Genomic DNA, 23,861 nt, shown 5'->3' on the forward strand with positions numbered 1-23,861 from the left:
CCACAAGATTTGATGATATAAGCAACGTTCGTATTCGTATCGGTCGGGCTTCGGTGAGGGTTCTCGACAAGATAGCCGATGCGGACGGAAAGTCAACATTAATATGGAAAAAATCGGCCCAGTAAGCCCACTATTGGCGGGGCGGAGCGGCCCGACGCGGTCGACCGGGGACTCTCGCTCAGAGTTCCACCGTCTCGCCGAGCCCCGGACGGTGGCAATTCCAGCTGCGCTTGACGCGGAAATGTCCGGCCATCGCCTCGGCCTGATCCGGCTCCCCGTGGGTTATAAACACACGTTTCGGCGCCGAAGCGATCGGCTCAGCCCAGTGGAGAATCTCATAGTAGTCGGCATGACCCGACAACCCCGACAAGGTCACCACTCGCGCCTTGACCTCAATCGGTTGTTTGTGGATATACACTTTCGTGGCACCGTCCATCAACTGCCTCCCCAGCGTCCCCTCGGCCATGTATCCGACCAGCGCGACGGTGGTTCTTGGATCGGGCAGACGGTTGATCAGGTGGTGCAGGATTCGCCCTCCAGTCAGCATGCCGGACGACGACAGGATGATGGCGGGACCCTTCAGTTTGTTCAGCTGTTTGGACGACTTCCGCTTGCGGTGCAGGTGGACGCGCTTGCCATGCAAGACGCAACCCGCGCCGCCAAGCTTGTGGAGATCGATGGAGTGCATGGACGGGTACTTGCAGTAAATGTCGGTAGCCGATATGGCCATCGGCGAGTCGATGTGAATGTCGACATCGGGCACCAGGCCGTGTTCGATCAGCCGGTCGATCAGGAAGGTTACCTGTTGTGTCCGGCCGATTGCGAACGCCGGAATCAACAGGATGCTCTTCCGCTTGACAGCATCGCGTACCAGTTCCATGAAGTCCTGGTGCGCGTCCTCGGGAGGATGAATCCTTCCGCCATACGTTGATTCGCACACAAGGTAGTCTGTGGTCGGGGGCTCGGCCGGGTTTCGCGTCAGCGGATTGCCGTACCGGCCGAGATCGCCGGAGAAGAGAACCGACACCGTACGGTCGCCGTCATGCAACTCCAGTTCCGCGCTGCCTGCACCGAGAATATGGCCCGCCGCGTGGTATCGAAACCGAATGTTGTCGGACACGCTGGTCCAGGAGTCGAACGGGACGCCCCGATACAGACCCTCGATCAGGGCGACGTCATCGGTATCGAATAGCGGCAGCGCCTTCTCGTAGCGAGTCAGTTTCTTCTTGTTGCGGTATTCCGCGTCTTCCATCTGGATGTTCGCGGCGTCGAGCAGGGACAGCTTGGCTATGTCGACCGTCGGGTGTGTGGCGTACACCGGTCCATTGTAACCGAACCGGACGAGACGTGGCAGATATCCGATGTGATCGATATGTCCGTGGGTGAGAATGACTGCGCTTACCGAGGTTGGCTCGAATGCCGGCGGCTGCCAGTTTTTCTGACGCAGCTCCCGACGACCCTGAAACATGCCGCAATCGACTAGAATATGCTCATCATTGACCGACAGCAGGTACTTGGAACCGGTCACCATACCTGCGGCGCCGTGAAACGCCAGGCGGATCATCCAGAAGTCCTCTCAACATCAATCCGCGCGATCGGCAACCGGCATTATCAACGAAAGGCGCGCCGGTTCACGTCGCGGAAACCGAAAGTGCTGATCCTATGTACACTGGATTGTCGATTTAGGCAAACAGATTATTCGGTGATATGCAGGGCCGCCGGCTTCTCCACCTGCCACATCGAGTCGGCGAAGTACCGTCGGGAGTCGAAATAGTGGCCGGACACGGAGAAGCCGGTCTCGCCGGCGAGACGTTCGATTTCCGGAACGAGGTACTTATATGAGTATTCGGTGTGAATCGGTTCCCACGGCAGAAACGAAAAGGATCGCCCTATCATGTCGATATAAACGGTTTGGCGTTCCAAGGACACGAGGAAGCTTTCCATCCCGCCGGAAAACACGTCGTACGTTCCGAAGTGCCGGAACCGCGAGACGTCGAAATGCCCCCCGAGTTCGCGATTGATGCGCCTGAGCAAGTTGAGGTTGAACTCAGCGGTCACGCCCTGTGAGTCATTGTACGCGTGCAGCAGCATTTCGATATCCTTCTTCAAATCGAAACCGATCAGAACGTGATCGCGGTGATTGAGACAGTTCCACAAATTGCGAAGGAAGACGCGGGATTCGTTATGCGAGAAGTTGCCGATCGACGAGCCGAGAAACAGCACGAAATTGTGCCGATCCCCTCGGTTGTTCAGCCACTTCAGTCCGTTGAAGTAGTCCGTCACCAGACCGTGCGCTTCGACCTGCGGCAGATTATCGCGTAGCTCGGCAATGAGGCCCGCCATCGCCGACTCGGAGATGTCTATCGGGACGTAACGATAGTCCAGCCGCATTTCGGAGAACGCCCGCAACAATATCCGAGTCTTGCGGCCGAATCCTGCGCCCAGCTCAACGAGGTTGAACGGCTGTCGGGAGACGAATTTTGCCAGTTCACCGACACGTTTTTCCAGCACCTCGATCTCGCAATTGGTCGGATAGTATTCGGGAAGCTGCGTGATCGATCGGAACAGCTCGCTTCCGCGAGCATCGTACAGGTATTTCGACGGGATAAACTTTCGCGTCTCCGAGAGCCCGACCAGAACATCGAGTGCGAACGCATCACGCTCTCCGAAGGAGTCCGAGTAGTCGGTCGCATTGATTACCTTGTATTCGGCTGCCATAGCGTTTCGGATTTATGCGTCGGCTGCCAGCCGGAAGCCCGTAAACTGCCAGCGTCGGTCCGATTGAAAGAAGTTGCGGTAGGTCGGTCGGAGGTGGCTGCGCGACGTGGCACAGGAACCGCCCCGAAGCACCGTTTGATCGTTCATGAACTTGCCGTTGTATTCGCCGAGCGCTCCCGGTTCCCGACGATAGCCGGGATACGGAAGAAACGCCGACGACGTCCACTCCCACACATCACCAAACATTTGACGAAGCGCGTGATTCTCCGCGAACGTTCCGGCCGGGGCCGGGTGGAAGTACTTCTCCTCGACGAAATTCCCGATGTAGGCCTTGTCGTCGATAGATTGCGCCGCGACCTCCCACTCCGCTTCAGTGGGAAGTCGCTTCCCCGCCCACCGGGCGTAGGCTTCCGCTTCATAATGGCACACGTGGCACACCGGCTCGGCGGGCGACACCTCGCGAATACCGGACATCGTTATGATCTGCCAACCGCCGTTTGCTTCCACCCAGAACAGCGGCGCTCTCCATCCCCGAGACGTGATGACGTCCCAGCCGTTGGACAGCCAGAGATCGGGATTGGTATATCCCCCATCTTCCATGAAGTCCAAATATTCGCCGCATGTTACCAGACGATTCATTAATGAGAACGGGGCGACATAAACCGTATGGCGAGGTCCCTCGCAATCGTAGGCAAAGTCAGCGCCGTCGCAGCCTATTTCCCGGGTGCCACCGGTAAAATCCACGTATTCGGCCGGCGGCGCGGAGCCGACGGTGGGAAGTCGGCGCTCGGTGTACAGCGGCAACAGTGGGTTGCTCGCAAAAATGTATTTGATGTCAGTCACAAGCAGTTCCTGATGCTGCTGTTCGTGGTGTAATCCGAGTTCGATGAGTGCAGCCACATCGCTTAGCTTGTCCTCTGGAATCGACTCAATGAGGTCCCGGACCCGTCGGTCGATCGCGGCCCGGTAGGCGTATACCTGCTCTACTGTCGGGCGCGACAGGGTCCCTCGCAGGTCGCGACTGGCGCGATCACCAAACGCCTGGTAATACGAATTGAAAATGAAGTAAAATGTATCGTGATACCGACGGTAGGCGGGTACAAACCGTTCGAGTACAACCTGCTCGAAAAACCAGGTAGTATGAGCGAGGTGCCATTTGGGCGGCGAAACATCTTCGATCGGCTGGACGACGTAGTCTTCAGTTGCCAGCGGTCGGCACAACTGCTCGGTAAACTGGCGAACCGCATTATAGCGGCTGGTCAACTGGCTTCGACTGAGGGCGGCCGGGTTCTCGATAGTTTTCACGGGATCTTCTCCACTCCCGTCAATCCGGTCACCGGGCCAACCTGAGAGTCGGGATTTGTTGCCGAAACATAGACCATTAATATACATGTTGCGGAGGCGATGTCAAGCCGGTGGGAGCCGGCTGTCCATCAAGCGATGAAATCACGCTGCCCGTGCCCGGCAGCGAGATACACGGCTATAAGAGTAGTAACGCCGAGAATCGAACGAGGTTCTCCGGAAATAGAGAAAGTGATACAGTCGCCGCAAACGACTACTGAGGAATCACTCGTACAGGAGGCTTTAGATACGGCGTGAACAGAGATGAATCTGTGGCGCGTGTGAGTTCCCCATCGCGATACCACGCTTGGCCGATAACGTGTTCGGTACTGTCCAGACGAACCCAATGCCCCTCCCACCATTCCCAGTTCGAGATAGGACCGACCAGTCTTCCTGCATTGTCCGGCAGATAGTACACCGCCCCGCCGGTGTCGTCGGTCGGCCACTCGCCTTCGCAGCGGATCGAGCCATCCCGTTCATAATAGGTGATACCCCGGTTTTCGCCGATGCGGAGATTGTGCGTAAATGAGAAGTCGGGATTGCCGTTGGAAAACCAGCCCCGAACAACTATGACGCGGCTTTGCAGGCTGTCGATCTCCTCACGCTGAATCCGGCCGTCCGGGTGGTAGGTCGCATGGTATCGCGCAAGACTATCGACGTCGATCGACCTGATCTCTTTGAGGGTACCGTCCTCGTACCATTCGCGCATCGTTGCCGGAGACATGCCTCCGTCGTAGGTCGCCTCAAGCTTCGGATCGCCGTTTCTGTACCACTCGGAACGGCTTGTGCGGTGTCCCGATGAATCCCGGACTTCCAACAGCCTCATCTGACCGTTCTCAAACCACTCACAGGTGGTGTTGGGAAAGCGAACGCTACTGAACGCGAATTGAAGCTGACCGTCGTCGTACCACAACGTCTCCGCAACCGTTTTGCCGCCCTCGTAAACCTCCAAGTTATAGGTCTGACCGTTGGGGAACCAATTGCGATATACACCCACCGACGTACCGTGCTCGTGTTCTCCCTCCATAGACTGCACACCGTTGGGATACCACTCTCGAAACCGACCGTGTTCGTTACCGTCGACGAACGGCCGCTCGATCATCGGTGTGCCGTCGGCGTAGTGCTGCTTAAGGACTCCCGTACCATCGTCGAAAATCGACTCGCCTCCAAACGACCCGTCGTAGTGCCAGTAGCGATAAGTGCCGTCGCGAACCTGACCTCGCACATACTGTTCGATCTTGATTTGTCCGTTGGGCCAATAGGTGGCCATACGCCCGTCGGGTTGATCGTGATGATAGGTGACCTCCGACTCCAGCCTGCCGGGACCGGACCACTCCGTGTGTACTCCCTCTCGCTGCGGGCGACCGAACGGCATCACGCGAAAGCTCTGCCGCGAGCGCAGCCAACCTTCCGGCGCATATTGCGCTCTGGTAATGATGCTGTCGATCGGGGGAAGGGTATCAGTCACTCTCACCCAATAGCATCCGTCCGACCACTGCCAGTCGGCTCGGTATTCCTGTGTCAACTGAGGAACGACCTTAATCCAGACGTTTCCCGCACATAGAAAAAGTGCGGTATCCAATGGAGCCAGTGTGTCCACTCGCGGATTGACGCAACTCTGATCAAGGACGTCTCCCCCATCAATACCTATGATCTGCAGCTCCGTCCACACTTTCATCTCAATCTCCACCGATCCGTCGGATAGATACCCGTTGAAGATCAACCTGGGACGATAGCTCTTGATCTGCAGTGTATCCATGATCTCCCACCATACCAGCCGCGCGCCCTCATCCGCCTCCACCATGTACACTTGCGGCTCGGGCTCATGCTCTCGGGTTGCTGATGTGAGAATCGTAAACGTAGCTGTGCGGCGGGCGCCGCTATCCGGCTGCGCGAAACCGACCGTACCGGCGAGCAGAACCACAACTGTCAATCGAATAAACGGCGCCATCACACCCTCCCGGAAAGGTGGCTAACGACATCCCCTGTCACCGACAAGGTAGGTCCTTGAGCGCATGGTGTCAATAATGTGACGACTCTATTCTCCTCTACATCCAAAGGCAAAAAAAACCCGGCGAGAGTAACTCGCCGGGCTCACAATCTTCACGCGGTGTGCGAACTAGTACTTCACCGCGCAGCCGTACGCGGCTGTCGCCTTGGTCGCCACCGGCTGACCGGCCACAACTGCGTCGAGCGCTGCAACAACGTAATTGGCAGAGGTCGGGATGTCGGCGGTTTTGGTCGACGGCGTGTCGTCGATTGCCCCGGCATAGATCAACATTCCTTCCGGACTGATTACGTACATGTGCGGCGTGTTCGTGGCGCCGTACGCCTTGCCGACTGCACCGGTGGGATCAGCCAGATACGCCGTACCCATCCACTCCTCTGCCTCCATCCGGCTGGCCAGCTCTTCCCCCTCGAAATATCCCTGCTTGCCCGGCGCCGACGAACAGATTGTCAACCATACGACGCCTGATTCCATGTACTTCTTCTGCAGAGACTGCATGTTGCCTGACGAGTAGTGTTTCACCACGAAGGGACAGTCGAAGTTGATCCACTCGAGGACGACGTATTTCCCCTTGAAATCGGACAGCGAGTGCACCGTACCTTCGGTGTCGGTGAGCGTAAACGCCGGTGCGGGTTGGTCGATTGTCGCAACCGCAGGGGTCGCGCTCGTCTCCTGTGGCGCCGCCGTCTTCTCTGTCGCGTCGTTCTTACCGGCCTCCGCCGAACACCCTACCAACGCACTCAGCGCCACGGCGCCGAACAGCAAGCATGTTGTCTTTCTCATGAATCGCACATCTCCGTCTGATATGGTTGTCGCACGGGTTCGCAGTCAATCATCGACGGCGTCACCCTTTGATCTTTATCGCAGCCAAGGCCTCCAGAACGATGCCGGGGGTAATAATCTCCGGCAGTATCCGAGGCTCGGTCTTTCCGTTTCCCTCGTACAGAACATACAGGGGTACGCTGTTGCGCCCGTAGCGGGCCAGCGCCTGCGTGATGCTGTCATCGCGCGACGTCCAGTCGGCTTTCAGTGTCACCACGCCCTTCTCCGCGAACGTCCGCTGAACTTCTTCGACGTCCAGGGCCACTTTCTCGTTTACCTGGCAGCTCAGACACCACGCAGCGGTGAAATCGATAAATACGGGGGTGCCCGACTCGACCGCTTGACGGTAACGCTCGGGCGTGTACGGCTCCCACACGAAGTCTTCGCCCATTTCGACCAGCTGCGACCGGGACGGTGTCACCGCGAATCGCGATACACCCGTCAAGCCGACAGCCAAGCCCCCGACCAGCAGCAGCGCACTCGAAAGATACGCAACTCCCCGACGCGGCATCGGGACGGCGATCGTTCCCCACCGCCCGAATACCCATCCGCCCACGCCTATCAAGAGCAACGCGAGCATGAGCACGGCGGTCGCATTTGCTCCTGCTTGTAGACCGAGCACCCATACCAGCCATATGACCGTGGCCAACAATACGAATCCCATGACCTGTTTAAAGGTTTCCATCCAACGACCCGGGCGCGGAAGGAATTTGAGCAAGCGAGGTGACGCGGATAGAATCAGGTACGGCGAGGCCATGCCGACCGCGAGGGCCGTAAACACGAGCATTGCGACCCAACCCGGCTGTGAGAGAGAAAAGCCGAGCGCCGATCCCATAAACGGCGCCGTACAGGGCGTCGCTACCACGGTGGCGGTAACGCCGTTGAGAAATGAGCCGGTCCATCCGCCGGATTTGCCGACGGTCGCGACCGATGTCAACGACGTTCCGATCTCGAATACTCCCAGAAGAGACAATGCGAACAAAAAGATGAATGACGAGAGAACAACCAGAAACACCGGGGACTGCAGCTGAAATCCCCAACCAAGGTTTTCGCCACCCGCTCTGAGGATCAGAAGCGCCCCGGCCAGAATCCAGAACGATACGAGTACGCCCGCGCTGAAAACCAGTCCGTGGCCGAATGCAGATCTCGTGCTGTTCCCGGCCTTATTGACAAACCCCAGTACCTTCAGCGAGAGCACGGGTAGAACGCACGGCATCAGGTTCAGGATAATTCCCCCCAGAAACGCGAACACCAGAGCCCTCCAGACACCGCCTGATTCCGACTTCGCCGCCGCCGTGGCAGGCGGACTACCGACGGGAGAATCGACAATGATCGCCTTCTCCGAACCGCTGCCGCGCCATCCGCTCTCGGTAAACAAGATACCGGTAATACGTTCCGGCGCCGATGTTGAATTGCGGAAACGCGGAACTGACAGCTCGTAGTTTGTGCTCGTACGGCGCAGCACCTGCTGTCCGGCGTTGTAGATAATCCCTTTTTCGAACGGATAAAAATAGACGTCTGCCAGCGAATCGTTGTACCACTGAGGTGGCCTCAGACTGATCGTGATGAGCGAGTCATCGACGGTGCCGCTTATCCCCCAATCCGGCAAGTCCACGGGAAGCAATGCGCGTGTGTGATTGAACGACTCGGCAACCGAAGCATTCACGTGTGGGGTCTGACGATCAACCGGGATCGTCAAACTGAGCTCGGCCCCCCCGGGAATACAGGCCTCACGACATACCAGCCAGTCGACCGTGGCTCGCAGCGTCACTTCACGTCCCGCCTGAAGATCAGCGGGCGGCGTGATCAACACGGGCAGAAGGATCTCCCCGTGGTAGCCATAACTTGTGAGGGGTCCGGTTTCAAATCGTTCCGGATAGGGCCACTGTATCGGACCGGAGACAAACCCGTCCGGCAGGTTCCAGGAAATGGTCGGAGGCAGACCCGCGTCACCGGGATTGCGCCAATAAACATGCCAGTGCTCGTCCATCACCAGGCGCAGACCAGTCCAGAATGGGCGCCCCGGTTGGATCGACTCCGTCTCACTGATTAGCTCTGCCCTGACGTGCCCCACGCGGATCGGCTCTCCGCGAAGATTCACCGCACCGGCTGCAATCAGCAGTACGACAAGCGAAGCGGCTATGACGCCGTTGGACAGGCGCAGAGACGGGGCGAACAATCCGGACAGGGACTGGAAAATCATAGAGTAATTGGCTCTCTAAACTGCAAGTTGGATAAGCCCGGTCAATGCTATCTTAAACGGTCAGGCGGGCACTCTGTTCCAAATTCTTTGCAGACGGGCAATGTCGGCTTCATTAGAGCGTATCGAGGGTGGGGGTCCAGGAGGCGGCTGGTGGTCAGTTGTCGCTTGGCTCGGCAAGCTCGCGGTACCGCGTGCGCGGCAACTCCTCATCGGTGCGAAAACCGTCGCGCTTGATTATCCGTGCCGGCGTACCGGCGACCGTACAATCCGGGGGGACATCGCACATGACGATGAAGCTGTTGGCTCCGATTTTGGCGTTGGAGCCGACGGTGATGGGACCCAGGAGTATCGCTCCTGTACCGATGAAGACGTTGTCACCTATGGTTGGGTGACGCTTACCGACGTGCTTGCCCGTACCACCGAGAGTTACGTTGTGAAACAGGACACAATCGCGGCCGATCACCGTTGTCTCACCGATCACAACCCCCATGCCGTGGTCGACGAACAGACCCGGCCCGATCTGCGCACCGGGGTGGATCTCCAGGCCGGTCAGGAAGCGGTTGATCTCCGACAAGAGGCGTGGAATAAAGGGTATCTTGAGCTTCCATAACAGATGTATAAAACGATGGAACGTGACGGCGTGGAATCCCGGATACAGCAGGAATTCGATATTACGGCACGCCGGGTCGTTCCGGTATGTCGCCTTGATGTCTTGCAGGACCGCCCACATACGATGTATTGTCACTCTCCCGGCGAAAGTTGCGGCTATTCGGTGAAGAGCGGCGTAGATACGTACCGCTCCCCGGTATCACAAACAAAGGTCACGATCGTCTTTCCCTTTCCCATCTCTCTGGCGACCTGAAGCGCCGCCCACACGATCGCGCCGGAGGAGATCCCGGACAGCAGGCCTTCCATAGAAGCCAGCTTTCTCGCGGTCCGAAGGGCGTCCTCGTTCGGCACCCGGATAATCCGGTCAACGATCGAGCGGTCGTAATTGTCAGGAACGAACCCCGCTCCTATACCCTGCAACGGGTGCGGTCCGGGCTGACCGCCGGATAACACCGGCGACGCATCCGGTTCCACCGCCACCACAAGACAGCCATAGCGATCTTTCAGTATCCGCCCCCCGCCGCTGATCGTTCCACCGGTGCCGACACCTGCCACGTATGCGTCAAGATGTATATCCCCAAGATCAGCGACGATTTCAGGTCCGGTCGTGTGAGCGTGGATCATGGGATTCGCCGGATTCGAAAACTGGAAGGGTTGAAACCAGTCGTCCTTCGCCGACAGTTCGTTCGCTTTGGCGATGGCCCCCTTCATACCCTCCGCGGCGGGAGTCAGAATCAGTTCGGCGCCGAATATTTTCATGAGCGCTCGCCGCTCGACGCTCATCGATTCGGGCATGATTAAGACGCAGCGATATCCTCTCGCGGCAGCTGCCATCGCCAGCGCAATGCCGGTATTGCCTGAGGTCGGTTCGACAATTGTCATCCCCGGCCTGAGCGCGCCGGACCGCTCGGCCGCTGTAATCATCGCGGCGCCTATCCGGTCTTTAACCGAGCCGCCGGGGTTGAACGCCTCCATCTTGGCATATACAGTGGCGTCTTCCGGCCCGGTGAGTCGATTGAGACGAATCAGCGGCGTCCGGCCGATAGCTTCGAGTACGTTGTTGAATCGCATGGGATAACCTCACTGTTCTCTATCGGAATCGGCGGCTTTTTCGATAGCCCCGCCCAGACCTCCCCAGTTGGAAGCCCGGTTTTCACCGGCAGACCGGTGATGTTAGAAACAGAACCACCCGGTGGCATGGTTCCTTTTTCGACACCGGCGCCTCCATTACGCCGCTCGGTTAGTCACGCAATTGACTTGCGTCCGCCTGCAATAAAATTGCGACGCCCGATCGGTCAGAGCATGGTCATACCGCCGTCGACCGGGACGTATGCACCGGTGTTAAACACGGCCAAATCAGACAGCAGCACGATCACCATTCCTGCGATATCGTCCGGTCGTGCGATACGCCGAAGGGGCGTAATGGCAGCCATCATGTTCTTGCGTTCGGCCGGCATGAACGCGGTGGCATCGGTGTCCGTCAGCCCGGGCGATACGGTATTCACGCGAATGCCGCGCGGAGCCAATTCCGAGGCCACCGCGCGGACCAAGGCGTTCAGTCCGGCTTTCGCAGCGCTGTGCGCGCAGAACCCTTCCCCGGGATGTTTGGACAGACCGCTGGACACGGCCACGATTGATCCCCTCCCCAGCTCCAGCATCGAGGGGACGAATTCCTTGAAACAGTGAAAGGCCGCCGACAACTCGCCGTTCAGTTTCGATGCAAAATCCTCCCACGGATAGTCCAGAAACGGCGCGATGCGAAACTGGATCGCGGCATTGATAACCAGCGAGTCGATCGGCCCCAGTTTTTGTGCAGCAGTCCGCGCCAGGAGTCCGACTTCATCTGGAATCGTGACGTCGGCCTGCACTGTCACTGCGGTACCACCATCGGCAATGATTTGTGACACGACCCTCTCGGCAGCCTCGCGATTGGTTCGGTAGTTCACCACCACCCGCGCGCCGTGACGGGCTGCAAGCCGGGCGGTCGCTGCGCCTATCCCCCGGCTCGATCCAGTTACTACAACGTTTCTCCCTTCCAGCAACATCAGGTCATCTCCTTTCATCGAGCGTTAGCCACACGTGTCGAAAGAATTCGGAACTCCGGCAGCTTCGAGCACTACCGCGTGTCATTGTATATGAGCTTGCGACGAGCGGAATCATGCGTTGAAAAGCCGGCCGTTTGTATCGATTGCGATCGCGCGTGTTGTGGACGTCACCCTTCGTGAAGGGCCTCAGATTACCGCAATGTAGATACTGAATGCAGACACAAGGCCGGCAGAGGTGCCGCCGGTGATCTCGTCGGGACTCGCGCGGGCGCGAGAGCCCACACGCCGACTCTTTGCTGGACGGATGGTCCGCAAAGTGAGATTCTATCTCAACGGAATAGCCTGTCGAATTGGATGAATCGAACACAACACCCCCACCGACAGCCGTTCATAATTCGATTACCGCAGTGTAGAGAATCTGTCAAAACCGGTCAAGTCGGGTGTGTTTTCACGGCAGAAATAATAAGACCGGCGGGCAGGAAGCTGGGAGGGGGGCAGAAACCCAGCGAAGTAACCCACCCGGCCGGTCGAAGTCTTAATGGCTCATACGGATCCAAGAAATGGGGTCGTGTCATATTTTGTCAATAACAATATTTGACACGTAAGAACCTGCCACAAAAGAAAAACGGGCGTTCATGCTGCCAAAGAGCAAACCCCCGTCTGCGATCTGGTGCCCCCACCTTGTCTGCATGAAGATACGTACATTTGAGAGGCTTCTACAACAGAATTTGCGAACTTTCGCAAGCGATATTGGACAAACGAGCCCGGTCTTGTCCAATAAAGGATCATCTTGTATAATGTCGTAGCCCCTGGCCAGACCTGCGTCGGACGAGGCGCTGCCAATCCCTAGCACGCGAAACGGAATACTTGATGACCGATATTTGCCACGCCAAAGGTGACTCCGACAACCGTGAGCCGTTGTCCGACTCCGAACTCTGGCAGCAAATCCTTGACGGGAATACGGCGGCGTGGAACATCCTGGTGCGACGGTACCAGACACTGGTCTACACGGTGGCAAATCGAGCGGGATTATCCCTGGCGGACGTTTCAGACTGCTTCCAGCAGACCTGGGTCTTGTTACACCGCAATCGGAACTCCATTCAGGATCCCTCCCGCCTTTCCGCATGGCTGATCACCACGGCCAAGCGGGAGGCACTTCGCTTAAAGCGCCGTTCCGACCGCGACATGCCAATGGACTCCGTTTCCGACCCGGTCGATTCTGCGGATCTGGCCGACGACGCCCTGATACGGACCGAGCGGCAGGCCCATTTGGAGGCGGCGCTGGAGCAGCTTGACTTGAGGTGCCGCCGGCTTATGGATCTCATGTTCTTCGCGGATGAAAGACTTTCTTACGAGGATATCGCCGGGCAGGTTGGATTATCGACCAATGCGCTCGGTCCTGCCCGCCGTCGCTGCCTCGACCGTCTCCGCAGGATTCTGGAAAAATTGGGCTACCTCGATGCACGAAACGGCGTCGATCGGACACTGTAAGTCAAAGATGAGCAGAAACCTGGGAACCAGTGGATGAGCATCGACAAACACCCGAGTCGAAAACAGATCATCGAAGCAGTTAAGTCCGGCAGTCTCGGCCTCGCCGACCACTTTAGCGGGTGCGAGGATTGTCGTCTGCTGTACGAATTGCTGACGCAGTTCCGTCTGGCGGGTGAGCTCAGGCTGCCCCTTCCGCCGTCCGAGTGGACTCGACGGGCGATCGCAATCGCCGAGCAGCCTGAAAAGCAATCTCCCCTTCGTCGGCTGGCGGGCCGCCTGACCTTCGATTCGTGGACGGCAACTCCCGCCGTACAGGTGCGTGGTGCGGCCGCAGACGAACGCCGGTTGCGGTTCGAGGCAGATGAAGTCCGTCTCGATCTCCGTGCGGAACGCGACCCCTCGGGATGGCAGTTTGTTGCTCGTGTGTCCGACGTTGAAGCACGGCCCGAGTCATGGAAGCTTGTCGCGGGGACGCAGATCGTAAGCTCTGATGACCACGGGTTCTTCCTTTGGGCAGCATCACAGCCTCCCGAACAACTGGTCCTGCAATCCGGATCTCTTCGTGTTGAGGTAACCCAACTCTCGTGGACTCCGCCCTCGTCATAGCAGACCCGATCCTTCGGCATTTCGTGACCACCGGAGCGCTTCCGGATTCGGCCACGGAGCGAGCGGCCGCCGAGGCGCTTGATCGCTACATCCTCGGGGAAGTGCAACGCTCGCTGCCAACCGCCCTGGAAATCGCCCGGGCGATAGTCCGTAAAGCTTCAGGTCGCCCCGGCTCGCTGTTGCTGTCTGCACACCGGGCACGAGCCCGCGCGGCGCTGATGAGCGGGCGGTATGCCGAGGCCGAACGGGCCTATCTCGCCGCCCGAGCACTGGCGGTCCGCGATTCGCTCTCGCGTGGGCGGATCGATCGTACACTGATTGACGTGTACATGTATCTGGGCCGGTTTGAGGAGTCGCGGCGGCGCGCCCGGCTGGCCCTGCGCACGTTTCGAAGCCTCGGTTTGCAGGCAGAAGTCGCAAAAACCAAGGTCAACTACGCAAACCTGCTGCACCGCCAGGATCGTCATCGCGATGCGGGTCGGCTGTACCAGGAGGCGGCCGAGTTTTTCGTGAATCAGAGCGACGAGCTGTCGGCTGCGCGCTGTCTGTTCAATCGCGCCAATACGCTGGTGCAACTGTTCCTTTTCCACGATGCCGAGTCGCTATACGAAGAGTCGGAGCGCATTTATCGCAGACACAATCATGAACTTGATGCCGTCGACGCACGGTGGGGTATCTCCTGGCTCCACATGCTGCAGGGGCGGTTTCATGTCGCGTTGCGGGAACTGCAAACGTGCGAGACCGCTTACGAGCGAATCGGCGTCCCACTTCGCATCGCCTCCTGCATTCTCGACCGTGCGGAGGTCTATCTGAACCTCAACCTGTTCCAGGACGCTCGCGACATGGCTGAACTCGCCGAAGAGCGGTTCGCCGACCTTGGCATTCGATATGAACGTGCCAAAGCTGCTTACTATCGGGCGAGAGCGGCGTTGGTGCTGGGAAATAATGACGAGAGCCGGCACGCTCTGAGGCGGGCTCGCGCTGCGTTTCGCAGGGACAACAACCACGGTTTTCTCGGTGCCGTTCATCTGTTGAGCGCACAGGCGACACGAACGCCGAAAGTCCGCCGGCAGGAACTCGGCACGGCGCAGCGACTGTTTGCCCGCGCGCAACTTCCCCTGTGGCAGGCGGTCTGCGATTTGCAGTCCCTGCGGGATGCGCCGCGTTCCCGATCCGCCTTGCGACGGCTGAGTCGAAACAAAGCCGCCCAGCAGGTTCCGCACTTCTATGCGGCCTGGCAGACGGCGCTGGGTGATTTGAAAGCCAGAAACTCGCCGGGCAGCGCCATAGAACACTGGACCCGGGCCGCCGATCGGCTCGATCTTGTACGAGCACAGCTTCCACCAATCGAACTGCGAACATCGTTCGGCAAGGACATTGACAGCCCGCACAAGCGCCTGGTCGACGCCGAGGCGACATCGTCTCCGCTTGAAGCCGCTGTCTGGTCGGAACGTCTCAAGACCGCCGGAATCTGGGCGCCGCCGCTGGACGGGTCCGCTCTGACGGAAGCCCGTGAACGAGTATCACGGTCCCTCAGCGAACTTGCCGGTCAGGTGGCTGCACTGTCGCAACAGATCCCGGGAAGTGGTGAACGAAGCGTGACCTCAGTTCAGAATTCGCCGCTGGTGAAAGAACTTCAACGGCGAGTCCGGCAGGATCTTCTGGAGGTGGAGCGCGATGATTCCGCGGATGACAGCAGCCTCAACAACCTCGCCGTTCAGTTCGGCGCAATCGCGCAACTTCAGCCGATCGTCCAGTGGCATATCGGCTCAAGAGATATCCTCGCGTTTATTCACGAGTCGTCAAATGTGCGTTCCGTTCGATTTCCCGGCGCGCGGACTCGCTTGCAGCGATGGGTGGCACAATGGCGGTTCGTCCTTGAATCAGCGGCGCTCGCCGACGTGCTTGGTGATTCCACGCCCATCCGCGATGAACATCGGATGCTCGACGAGCTCGGCGAATGGCTGATCAGACCACTCCAGCTGCCTAACGGCAACCGCCGTCTCTTGATGTTGCCGGAAGGCGAGTTGTCGAACATCCCCTGGGCAGCGGTAAGATTGGACAGTGCCCCGCTTGGCGACTGTTTTGAGATCATTCTTTCTCCCAGCCTTCGCCACCATGTTCGGGCTCGTGGTGTCTCCCCACGATCCTCCCGCGTCCTGCTTTTAGCGGGACCCTCGGATGATCTTCCCGCGGCGCGGGACGAGCTGGACCGGCTGTCGAGACTTGTCGGCACGGAGGTTTATCGCTACGACCCGTGCCGTCGGACCGATTGGCCCGAGACGGAACGGGCCCAACTCTGGCACTACTCCGGCCACGCCGTGCTGAATCGGGAAAATCCGTTCTACTCGTCACTTCGGCTGGCCGACGGGCCGTTATTCGCCGCCGACTTGAGACTCCGAAACGCCGCGGTGGGCTTGGTAACGCTCGCGGCCTGTCAGTCCGGCGCTCACGTGGCACTGCCGGGGGAAGAAGCCACCGGGCTGGTGCGCTCCTTTCTGGAGATGGGAGCGCGCAACGTGGTCGCCGGACACTGGCCGGTAGCCGACCGGTCGACTGCACTCTGGATGGAGGCCTTCTACAGTCGCTATTTCACCGGCCATCCAATTACCGAGTCGGCACATTTTGCCAACAACGCTGTTATGGAAGCATACCCATCAGTTTATCATTGGGCCGCCTTCTCCGTCTTCGGAGCCGGTTGCTAAGGAGCCGAATCGATGCTATCCGCCCGCACGCTGCAATTTGTCGTCAGTATATGTGTGCTCTTGATTATCTCGTCGTCGGACGTCGGAGCTGAAGAAACGGAGTATGTGGCCGGCCAGCTGGTTTGCAGAGTCACCAATTCCGTATATATCGACACCATAAATGTTGGGTACGGTACGACGTCGGAGTCATTTCTGCCCGGTATCAGCAGCTACCTGCTCCTTGCCCCACCCGAACTGGATGCCGAAAGTCTTGCGGCTGTAATCGCCTCGGAACCGTACGTCGTTTACTGTGAACCAAACTACATCCTCGCGGCCCCGGAGCCCGTTCAGGGGAGCCAACCGTTCATCGATTTTGACAGAACCGGGACCTTCAATGGTCAGACTGCCGCCGCTCAGGTTGATCTTGCCTCGGCCCACTCCCTGAGTTCGGGAGCAGGCGTGACGGTCGCCGTTGTTGATGTCGGCGTGAACGCCAACCATCCCGTGCTGCTGGGCGCAACGGTCACCGGCTTTGATTTTGTGGATGAGGACCCGGTAGCACATGACGAACCCGGAGGGAGCGCCAGCGGCCACGGTACGTTCATCGCAGGCGTTATCCGCCTCGTGGCGCCGGAAGCGGGAATTGCATCTTACCGTGTTCTCGATACGGCCGGACGAGGCGACGGATTCACGATCGCCCGGGCAATCTTGACAGCCGTTAACGCACAGTGCAAGGTCATCAACCTGAGCATGGTTATGTCGGGAGTTCATAGCAGTGTCGACCACGCCATCGAATACGCCCGCGCCCACGAGGTAATGGTCATCGCCGCGGCCGGCAACGACTCAACAGAGGTCGATCGGTTCCCGGCCAGTGACTCTTATGTGTTGTCAGTGGCCGCTGTCGATTCGAACAATCTCAAAACGGCGTTTTCAAGCTATGGCGGCAAGGTCGATGTCTGCGCGCCGGGCGCGCACGTCTATGCTCCGTACGATGATTCGTTGTTCGCGTGGTGGAACGGCACGAGCTTCGCCGCCCCGTTCGTCTCGGGACAGGCGGCGCTGTTGTTTGCTGCCCGCCCGGCCGCCACCTGGAATGAAGTCCGTGATGCCATTGTCGGTACCTCCGTCTCGCTCGACTCGCTCAACCCCGAATACGCTGGAGAGCTGGGCAGCGGCCTGATTAACCCGCCGGCGGCGGTTCTCGAGGTCGCGCCCGCTATGTGTGGAGACTTCAACGAGGATGGGAACGGGCCGGACCTGTCCGACCTTACGGCCTTCATCAACTATTTGTTCCTTGGCGGCCCATCACCGACCGCTCTTTCGATTGGGGACGTAGACGGAACCGCCGAGGTTGATCTGAATGACGCTGTTTACCTGATCAACTACCTGTTTCTGGGAGGTCCGGACCCGGCCTGCCCAGAGAGCAGGTGAACCTCACCGGGTCACTTTGTGGTCCTCGAGCGCACCGCAGATTGTTGTATCAAAGATTCGGCAATGATCGTCTAACAGTAGATATCGCAGCACAAAGTGCGGTTCAGAACCCGCAAAAGGAACTTTCTGCGACCTGATTGATTACACGCATAAAGCCTCCCCCGTTAATCGCTAAGGGGATTCCACCGACGCGCTCCGGCGGTGGACGCAAAGCGGGATTGGGAACCTCAGCCAATTTCGCTTTTTGCGTTTGTACGGCGCCGCCGGACTTTTCGTTGGCGCAGGGCTTGCGCCCCTGCGGCCGATGTCAACATATGCTTCCCGCACCCTATTCCATCCGTGGATACATGAGCATTTATGGATTCAAACTATCCATATAATGTACTTTTTCTGCACGAAACACGGTTGCCGTTTCTCTGTCTTCTGAAATTCTCCTGTCATCCAGTCAACAACCATGGGAGGGAGTGACGATGAATCGAAGGTTACGTGCTCTCGCGACGGCAGCCGCGCTGCTCTGTGTATCCGTACCGGTCCGGGCGACCATTCACACCGTTCAAGTTGGCAACTTTTTCTTCAACCCCACCAAAACGACAGTGAACCCGGGCGACACCGTCCGGTGGGTACTGGTAAGCGGCGTGCATACGACGACATCGATGCCCAGTTCCCCGAAACAATGGGACTCGGGGATTCTGTCCGGGTCCTTCGACGTCGTGTTCACGGCCGGCGACGGTCCGGGACCGTTTCCGTATCTGTGCAGCGTCCATCCAACGACCATGATCGATACCATCTTCATGGCCGTACCCGCCGAGCCGACTCGGTTTGCGTTTGTTCTCGGCCAATCGCAGGCCGATGCCTGTGCCGGAACGGGCAGCACGGCACGCGGATACGGACTTGCGGTTCTGAGCCCCGACTCGACCGAGCTTTCGTTGTATATTGTTCACGACGTTTCGTCACCTACTCTGGCGCACGTCCATCGCGGCGCACCTTGTGTCTCTGGGCCGGTAGCATTTGGATTTTCTTCGCCGGCCAGTCCAATAAGCGACACCTGGAGCTTGACGCCCGCGGACGTTCAGGACTTGTTCGATGGGGACCTGTACGTCAACGTGCACTCGAGTACATTCGGCGATGGTGAGATTCGCGGGCAAATCATACAGGACGACATCCGCTTCCTGTTTAACCTCGATGAGAGCCAGGCGGACGGCGGTTCCGGAACGGGAAGTTTCGCTACGGGGTTCGGCGAGGCGGTGCTGTCAGCGGACGCCACGGAGATGTCTTTCGTGATCGGGCACGACGTTGCATCGCCGATTGATGCCCACGTTCACATCGGTGCCCCGGGGGTCGAGGGGCCGGTACGGTTTGGGTTCACTAGCTTCACGAGCCCGATCACCGGGACCTGGACGCTCGATACTACGCATATAAAGGAGCTCTTCAACGAAGAACTCTACGTCAATGTCCACTCCAACACGTTTCTGACCGGCGAAATCCGCGGGCAGGTACGTCGTGAAGTTGCCCGCTTTGCATTCCGACTCACGGAGTCGGAGGCCAACGGTGGAGCCGGGACCGGCAGCAGCGCAACGGGGTACGCGATCTGCGATTTGAGCGCGGATCAGGAATCGATGTCGATTCTGGTGGAGCACGACATTGCCTCGGCTATCGACGGGCATGTCCATCTGGGCGCGCCGGGAGTCGAGGGACCTCCCGTCTTTGCCTTCTCCAGTTCAATCAGTCCCATCAACGAAACCTGGCCCCTGACTCCGACCGATATCGCCAACCTGCTTGCGGGCGACCTCTACATTAATATCCACTCCACGGCCTTTCCGTCGGGAGAGATTCGCGGGCAGCTCCTTCAGGCACCGACCTCACTGAACGTGGGCCTCGATGAGTCCCAGGCCAACCTGTGCGCGGGCACTGGAAGCTCGGCCACAGGAACGGTCTCGGTGGTACTTAAACCTGAGGGGCGGCAGCTCACTGTCGTCGGGACCCACGATGTCGGAGGCGCCACCGATGTGGCGGTCGAACTCGGCTTCCCGTGTATCGACGGTCCCGCCCTTTTCTCGCTCGGGGCGTCGTCGAGCATCGCGGACGTACTTCATCTGTCGTCTTCAGATGTCAGCGGTTACCTCAGGGGAGAACTAAATCTAACCGTTACGTCGGCCACGTTTCCTGACGGAGAGATCAGGGGACAGATAGCAACTGCGACCGGCACTGCCTGCTGCACAGGAAACACCGGAAACATCAATGACGACGCGGGCGGAGCGGTTGACTTGTCGGACCTCATTTACCTGGTGAACTTTCTGTTCCTCGGCGGACCATCGCCAACGTGCGTGGCATCCGCCAACACCAACGGCGATGTCGGCTGCAACGTCGATCTCTCCGACTTGATTTACCTTGTGAACTTCCTCTTCCTCGGCGGGCCATCACCTGCCCCCTGCGACCCGGCCTGCGAATAACGCGTCCTCGTCACCGGTATGATCTACCGGCATGACAGGGTACCTCGGTCGAACGACCGCCCTTTACCGAAGGGCGGTCGTCGATCTTTTGTGCTGCACGCAGGGACGAAAATCTACTCTGGGGCTAAACTTAGGGTATTGACAAAATGGACTATTGCAGTATACTATATCAGCAATCAAGCAGGACACATAAGAGAAAGTAATCCATCGGAACGATCATGGCACGATACAACTCACAGATCAACCGCTATTGGTGGTGGTATCGTGATACCCGTGTGCCTGATCGTGGCCCTGGGTGCGTCTTGAGTACGCGCTAAACGCGAAACCAAAAGACACCAACACGAGCCCGCTGTCAGGCACCTGACAGCGGGCTCTTTTTTTTGAAAGGACGATTATGACGGTAAACCCACATCCGGCCGCTTCGGCGCTCGGCAAGCGCCCAATGTCCATCCGGTCGCTGGATATGCCTGCTGATCTCGAGACGCCCGTCACGGCGTTTCTCAAGCTGAGGGGGCATGGGGCCAAAATCCTGCTCGAATCAGTCGAACGCGGCGTTCAACTCGGAAGGTATTCGTTTATCGGCATCGCGCCGGACACGAAAGTCACGATCAGTACCGCCGGCGCTGCTATTGAACGGCCACAGGGGGTATCACTCATCCCGGCCGACGTCGTCCGACAGGATCCACTCGCCTGTCTCAAATCTCTGCTCGGTTCATATGCCCCGCGCGACGATCAGAGCCTTCCTCCGCTGCTCGGCGGCCTGGTAGGCTATATCGGCTATGATGTGGTCCGTTCCATTGAAAGAATCCCCGAACTCAGACCTGATAATCTCGGGCTGCCGAGTGCCATGCTGTATTTGGTCGAGACGCTGCTCGTATTCGATCACGTACAGCATCGCCTTCGACTTATAACGTTGTCGGAATGTGATGAATCCGACAGAGCCCAGGCCCGCCTTGAAAGTCTTGCAGCGGCCCTGCGCAAACCGCTCAGCCACTCTCCGATTCGCGGCGTGGCCGCGGGGGTCGAACCGCAGTCGGAATTCACGAAACCGGCATTTTGTGCCGCCGTGGAACGCATAAAAGAGTACATAAGCGCGGGCGAGGTTTATCAGTTGGTGCTGTCCCGACGGCTTACCGGCCATACCGACGCCGACTCGTTTACCATTTACCGCGCTCTCCGTATGCTCAACCCGTCTCCGTACCTGTTTTATCTCGATTTTGGAGACACGAAGCTCATCGGCTCGTCGCCGGAAGCGCTGGTCACGCTGTCCGGACGCGAAGCAACTGTCCGCCCGATTGCCGGAACGCGGCCCCGCGGAGAATCCGCCGAAGAAGACCACCGCATGGCGGCGGAACTCCTGTCGGACGAGAAAGAACGCGCCGAACACGTTATGCTGGTTGACCTCGGTCGAAACGATCTTGGCCGGTGCTGTACGGTCGGATCCGTACGGGTCAGCGAGTTCATGGAGATTGAGCGGTTCTCCCACGTAATGCACATGACCTCAACCGTGAAAGGTATGCTGCGCGACTCGCTGGACCAATTTGACCTGTTCCGCGCGGCATTCCCGGCCGGGACTGTCACCGGCGCTCCGAAGATCAGGGCGATGCAACTCATTGAGGAATTGGAGATGCAGCAGCGCGGACCCTACGCAGGGGCAGTCGGATACTTCTCTCTGTCAGGAGACATGGACTGGTGCATAGCGATACGCACGATAGTCATGCAAGGCTCGCTTTATCATCTCCAGGCGGGGGCGGGCATAGTCGCTGACTCCGTTCCCGAGCGCGAGTTCGACGAGACACGGCACAAGCTGGCCGCCCTGCAACGTGCGATCGCGGCGGCAGAGGAGGGTTTCTGATGGTCGTCCTGATTGATAACTACGATTCGTTTACCTACAACCTCGTTCAGCATGTAGGCGAACTTGGCGCCGAAGTGACGGTGGTTCGCAACGACAGTGTGTCTATCGAAGACCTGGAAGCGCTCGCCCCCCGCTACCTCATCGTCTCACCCGGCCCGGGCAATCCCGACAGTGCGGGTATTTCAATGGATGCTATCCGGCACTTCTCTGCGACCACCCCAATTCTCGGCGTCTGCCTGGGTCACCAATGCCTCGCGCAAGTCAACGGCGGCACGGTGCGGCGCGCCGACCGCCTCATGCACGGCAAGGTATCGCCGATCTACCACCATGCTCGAGGCCTTTTTCAGGGTCTATCAAGCCCGTTCGACGCTACCCGATACCACTCCCTGATTGTCGAGGAGTCGACACTCCCGGAGCACTGCGAAGTAACCGCGTACACGTCTGATGGCGAAGTCATGGGACTGCAACTCAAGGACCGCCCGGTCTTCGGTGTGCAATTCCATCCCGAGTCGATTCTTACCGAACACGGACGGCTCTTGATGAAGAATTTCCTGACGAGGAGCTACTCATGATATCAGAGGCTATCAAGCGGCTGCTCGAGGGTGAAGACCTGAGCTGCGAAGACACGCAGGCAGCGATCGAGGGTATTATCGACGGCGCTGTAACCGCCGTCCAGGCCGCTTCGTTTCTCACTGCCCTGCGTATCAAGGGCGAGTCTGTGGAGGAACTGGTAGGCGCTGCCCGGGTGATGCGCAGCCATGTCACACCGATACCGCATTCTCACGCACGCGTAGTAGACACCTGCGGGACCGGCGGTGACGGTACGGGAACCTTCAACATTTCAACGACTGTCGCGTTCGTTCTCGCCGCGGCGGGCCTCAGGGTGGCCAAACATGGCAATCGGAGTATCTCAAGCCGTTCGGGCAGTGCGGACGTTCTCGAGGCGCTCGGCGCCCGGCTCGATCTCTCGCCCGACCAGGTAGCGGCCTGTATCAACCGGGTCGGCATCGGATTTCTCTATGCGCCGAGCCTGCATCCGGCAATGCGTGCTATCGCTCCGGTTCGTCGCGAGCTTGGCTTCCGCACGGTATTCAACCTGCTGGGCCCGCTAACCAACCCGGCGGCAGCGTCACATCAAATCATCGGGGTCTTCGATCCCGCGTACACCGAACTACTGGCCCAAGCGGCATCAGCGCTGGGCTTGCAGAGGGTGTTCGTCGTTTATAACTCACATGGACTCGATGAATTGGCCACCTGCGGCACAAATCGAGTCTCGACATTCGAATGCGGGACGGTGCGCACGTTTGACATTGATCCGAGGCAACTCGGCTTCCAGCCTTGCTCGGCCGAATCACTGCGCGGTGGCGACGCGGTTGACAACGCCGAGATCACGCGGCGAGTGCTTGCGGGCGAACCGGGACCGGCGCTTGACACTGTCGTGCTGAACGCTGCCCTCGGACTGTTTTGCGCGGGTGCCGCTGACAGCCTCCCCGAGGGGATTGCCATCGCGCGAGAGACAATTGAATCGGGAGCCGCCGGCGAAACCCTGAACAGATTCGTAACCTTCACCAATCGGGTGCATCGTGCTGCATGAGATC

General features: G+C 58.8%; 17 protein-coding genes. 8 read left to right on the forward strand and 9 right to left on the reverse strand.

The features are described 5' to 3' along the window. Positions 1-178: 178 nt before the first annotated feature. From RBT76_06675 to RBT76_06715, 9 genes are all read right to left on the reverse strand, one after another. Entirely contained in the window at positions 179-1,564 is a 1,386-nt protein-coding gene (locus RBT76_06675) for an MBL fold metallo-hydrolase (GenBank protein MDX9857455.1), read from the reverse strand. Positions 1,565-1,695: 131 nt separating this feature from the next. Then, the gene (egtD, locus tag RBT76_06680; GenBank protein MDX9857456.1) at positions 1,696-2,718 is read right to left on the reverse strand and encodes an L-histidine N(alpha)-methyltransferase; all 1,023 of its coding nucleotides are present in this window, start codon (positions 2,716-2,718) and stop codon (positions 1,696-1,698) included. A gap of 12 nt (positions 2,719-2,730) precedes the next feature. Continuing rightward, positions 2,731-4,023 (reverse strand): ergothioneine biosynthesis protein EgtB, encoded by a 1,293-nt coding sequence (egtB, locus tag RBT76_06685; GenBank protein ID MDX9857457.1) that lies wholly within the window; start codon positions 4,021-4,023, stop codon positions 2,731-2,733. Positions 4,024-4,273: 250 nt separating this feature from the next. Then, a complete protein-coding gene (locus RBT76_06690) occupies positions 4,274-6,010 on the reverse strand; it encodes a hypothetical protein (protein ID MDX9857458.1) in 1,737 nt (578 codons plus the stop codon). 168 nt (positions 6,011-6,178) lie between these two features. After that, positions 6,179-6,850 (reverse strand): thioredoxin family protein, encoded by a 672-nt coding sequence (locus tag RBT76_06695; GenBank protein ID MDX9857459.1) that lies wholly within the window; start codon positions 6,848-6,850, stop codon positions 6,179-6,181. Between the two features lie 61 nt (positions 6,851-6,911). Next, positions 6,912-9,092: a protein-disulfide reductase DsbD family protein gene (locus RBT76_06700; protein MDX9857460.1), complete on the reverse strand. Its 2,181-nt coding sequence runs from the start codon at positions 9,090-9,092 to the stop codon at positions 6,912-6,914. A 154-nt stretch (positions 9,093-9,246) separates the two neighbouring features. Further along, entirely contained in the window at positions 9,247-9,822 is a 576-nt protein-coding gene (gene epsC, locus RBT76_06705; GenBank protein MDX9857461.1) for a serine O-acetyltransferase EpsC, read from the reverse strand. Between the two features lie 35 nt (positions 9,823-9,857). Beyond that, on the reverse strand, positions 9,858-10,772 hold the full coding sequence (gene cysK / locus RBT76_06710) for a cysteine synthase A (protein ID MDX9857462.1): 915 nt from the start codon (positions 10,770-10,772) through the stop codon (positions 9,858-9,860). Positions 10,773-10,996: 224 nt separating this feature from the next. After that, positions 10,997-11,764 (reverse strand): SDR family oxidoreductase, encoded by a 768-nt coding sequence (locus RBT76_06715; GenBank protein MDX9857463.1) that lies wholly within the window; start codon positions 11,762-11,764, stop codon positions 10,997-10,999. An 852-nt stretch (positions 11,765-12,616) separates the two neighbouring features. Between RBT76_06715 and RBT76_06720 the strand changes: the two genes are divergently transcribed. The 8 genes from RBT76_06720 to trpD all read left to right on the forward strand — a co-directional run bounded on the left by RBT76_06720 (position 12,617) and on the right by trpD (position 23,857). Then, complete coding sequence (locus RBT76_06720) at positions 12,617-13,237, forward strand: sigma-70 family RNA polymerase sigma factor (protein ID MDX9857464.1); 621 nt, start codon at positions 12,617-12,619, stop codon at positions 13,235-13,237. A gap of 33 nt (positions 13,238-13,270) precedes the next feature. Continuing rightward, positions 13,271-13,843: a hypothetical protein gene (locus RBT76_06725; GenBank protein ID MDX9857465.1), complete on the forward strand. Its 573-nt coding sequence runs from the start codon at positions 13,271-13,273 to the stop codon at positions 13,841-13,843. Further along, the gene (locus RBT76_06730; GenBank protein MDX9857466.1) at positions 13,822-16,548 is read left to right on the forward strand and encodes a CHAT domain-containing tetratricopeptide repeat protein; all 2,727 of its coding nucleotides are present in this window, start codon (positions 13,822-13,824) and stop codon (positions 16,546-16,548) included. The genes RBT76_06725 and RBT76_06730 overlap by 22 nt, the downstream gene beginning before the upstream one ends. Before the next feature lie 12 nt (positions 16,549-16,560). Then, positions 16,561-17,958, forward strand: a complete 1,398-nt coding sequence (locus RBT76_06735; protein MDX9857467.1) for a S8 family serine peptidase — start codon at positions 16,561-16,563, stop codon at positions 17,956-17,958. A 470-nt stretch (positions 17,959-18,428) separates the two neighbouring features. Beyond that, positions 18,429-20,408 (forward strand): CHRD domain-containing protein, encoded by a 1,980-nt coding sequence (locus RBT76_06740; GenBank protein ID MDX9857468.1) that lies wholly within the window; start codon positions 18,429-18,431, stop codon positions 20,406-20,408. 394 nt (positions 20,409-20,802) lie between these two features. After that, positions 20,803-22,263, forward strand: coding sequence for an anthranilate synthase component I (gene trpE, locus RBT76_06745; protein MDX9857469.1), 1,461 nt, complete (start codon positions 20,803-20,805; stop codon positions 22,261-22,263). Continuing rightward, on the forward strand, positions 22,263-22,835 hold the full coding sequence (locus RBT76_06750; protein ID MDX9857470.1) for an aminodeoxychorismate/anthranilate synthase component II: 573 nt from the start codon (positions 22,263-22,265) through the stop codon (positions 22,833-22,835). The genes trpE and RBT76_06750 overlap by 1 nt, the downstream gene beginning before the upstream one ends. Then, positions 22,832-23,857 (forward strand): anthranilate phosphoribosyltransferase, encoded by a 1,026-nt coding sequence (gene trpD / locus RBT76_06755; protein ID MDX9857471.1) that lies wholly within the window; start codon positions 22,832-22,834, stop codon positions 23,855-23,857. The genes RBT76_06750 and trpD overlap by 4 nt, the downstream gene beginning before the upstream one ends. The last annotated feature ends 4 nt before the right edge of the window (positions 23,858-23,861 follow it).

It is taken from the genome of Candidatus Zixiibacteriota bacterium (genome assembly GCA_034003725.1).
Classification (GTDB): domain Bacteria; phylum Zixibacteria; class MSB-5A5; order GN15; family FEB-12; genus WJMS01.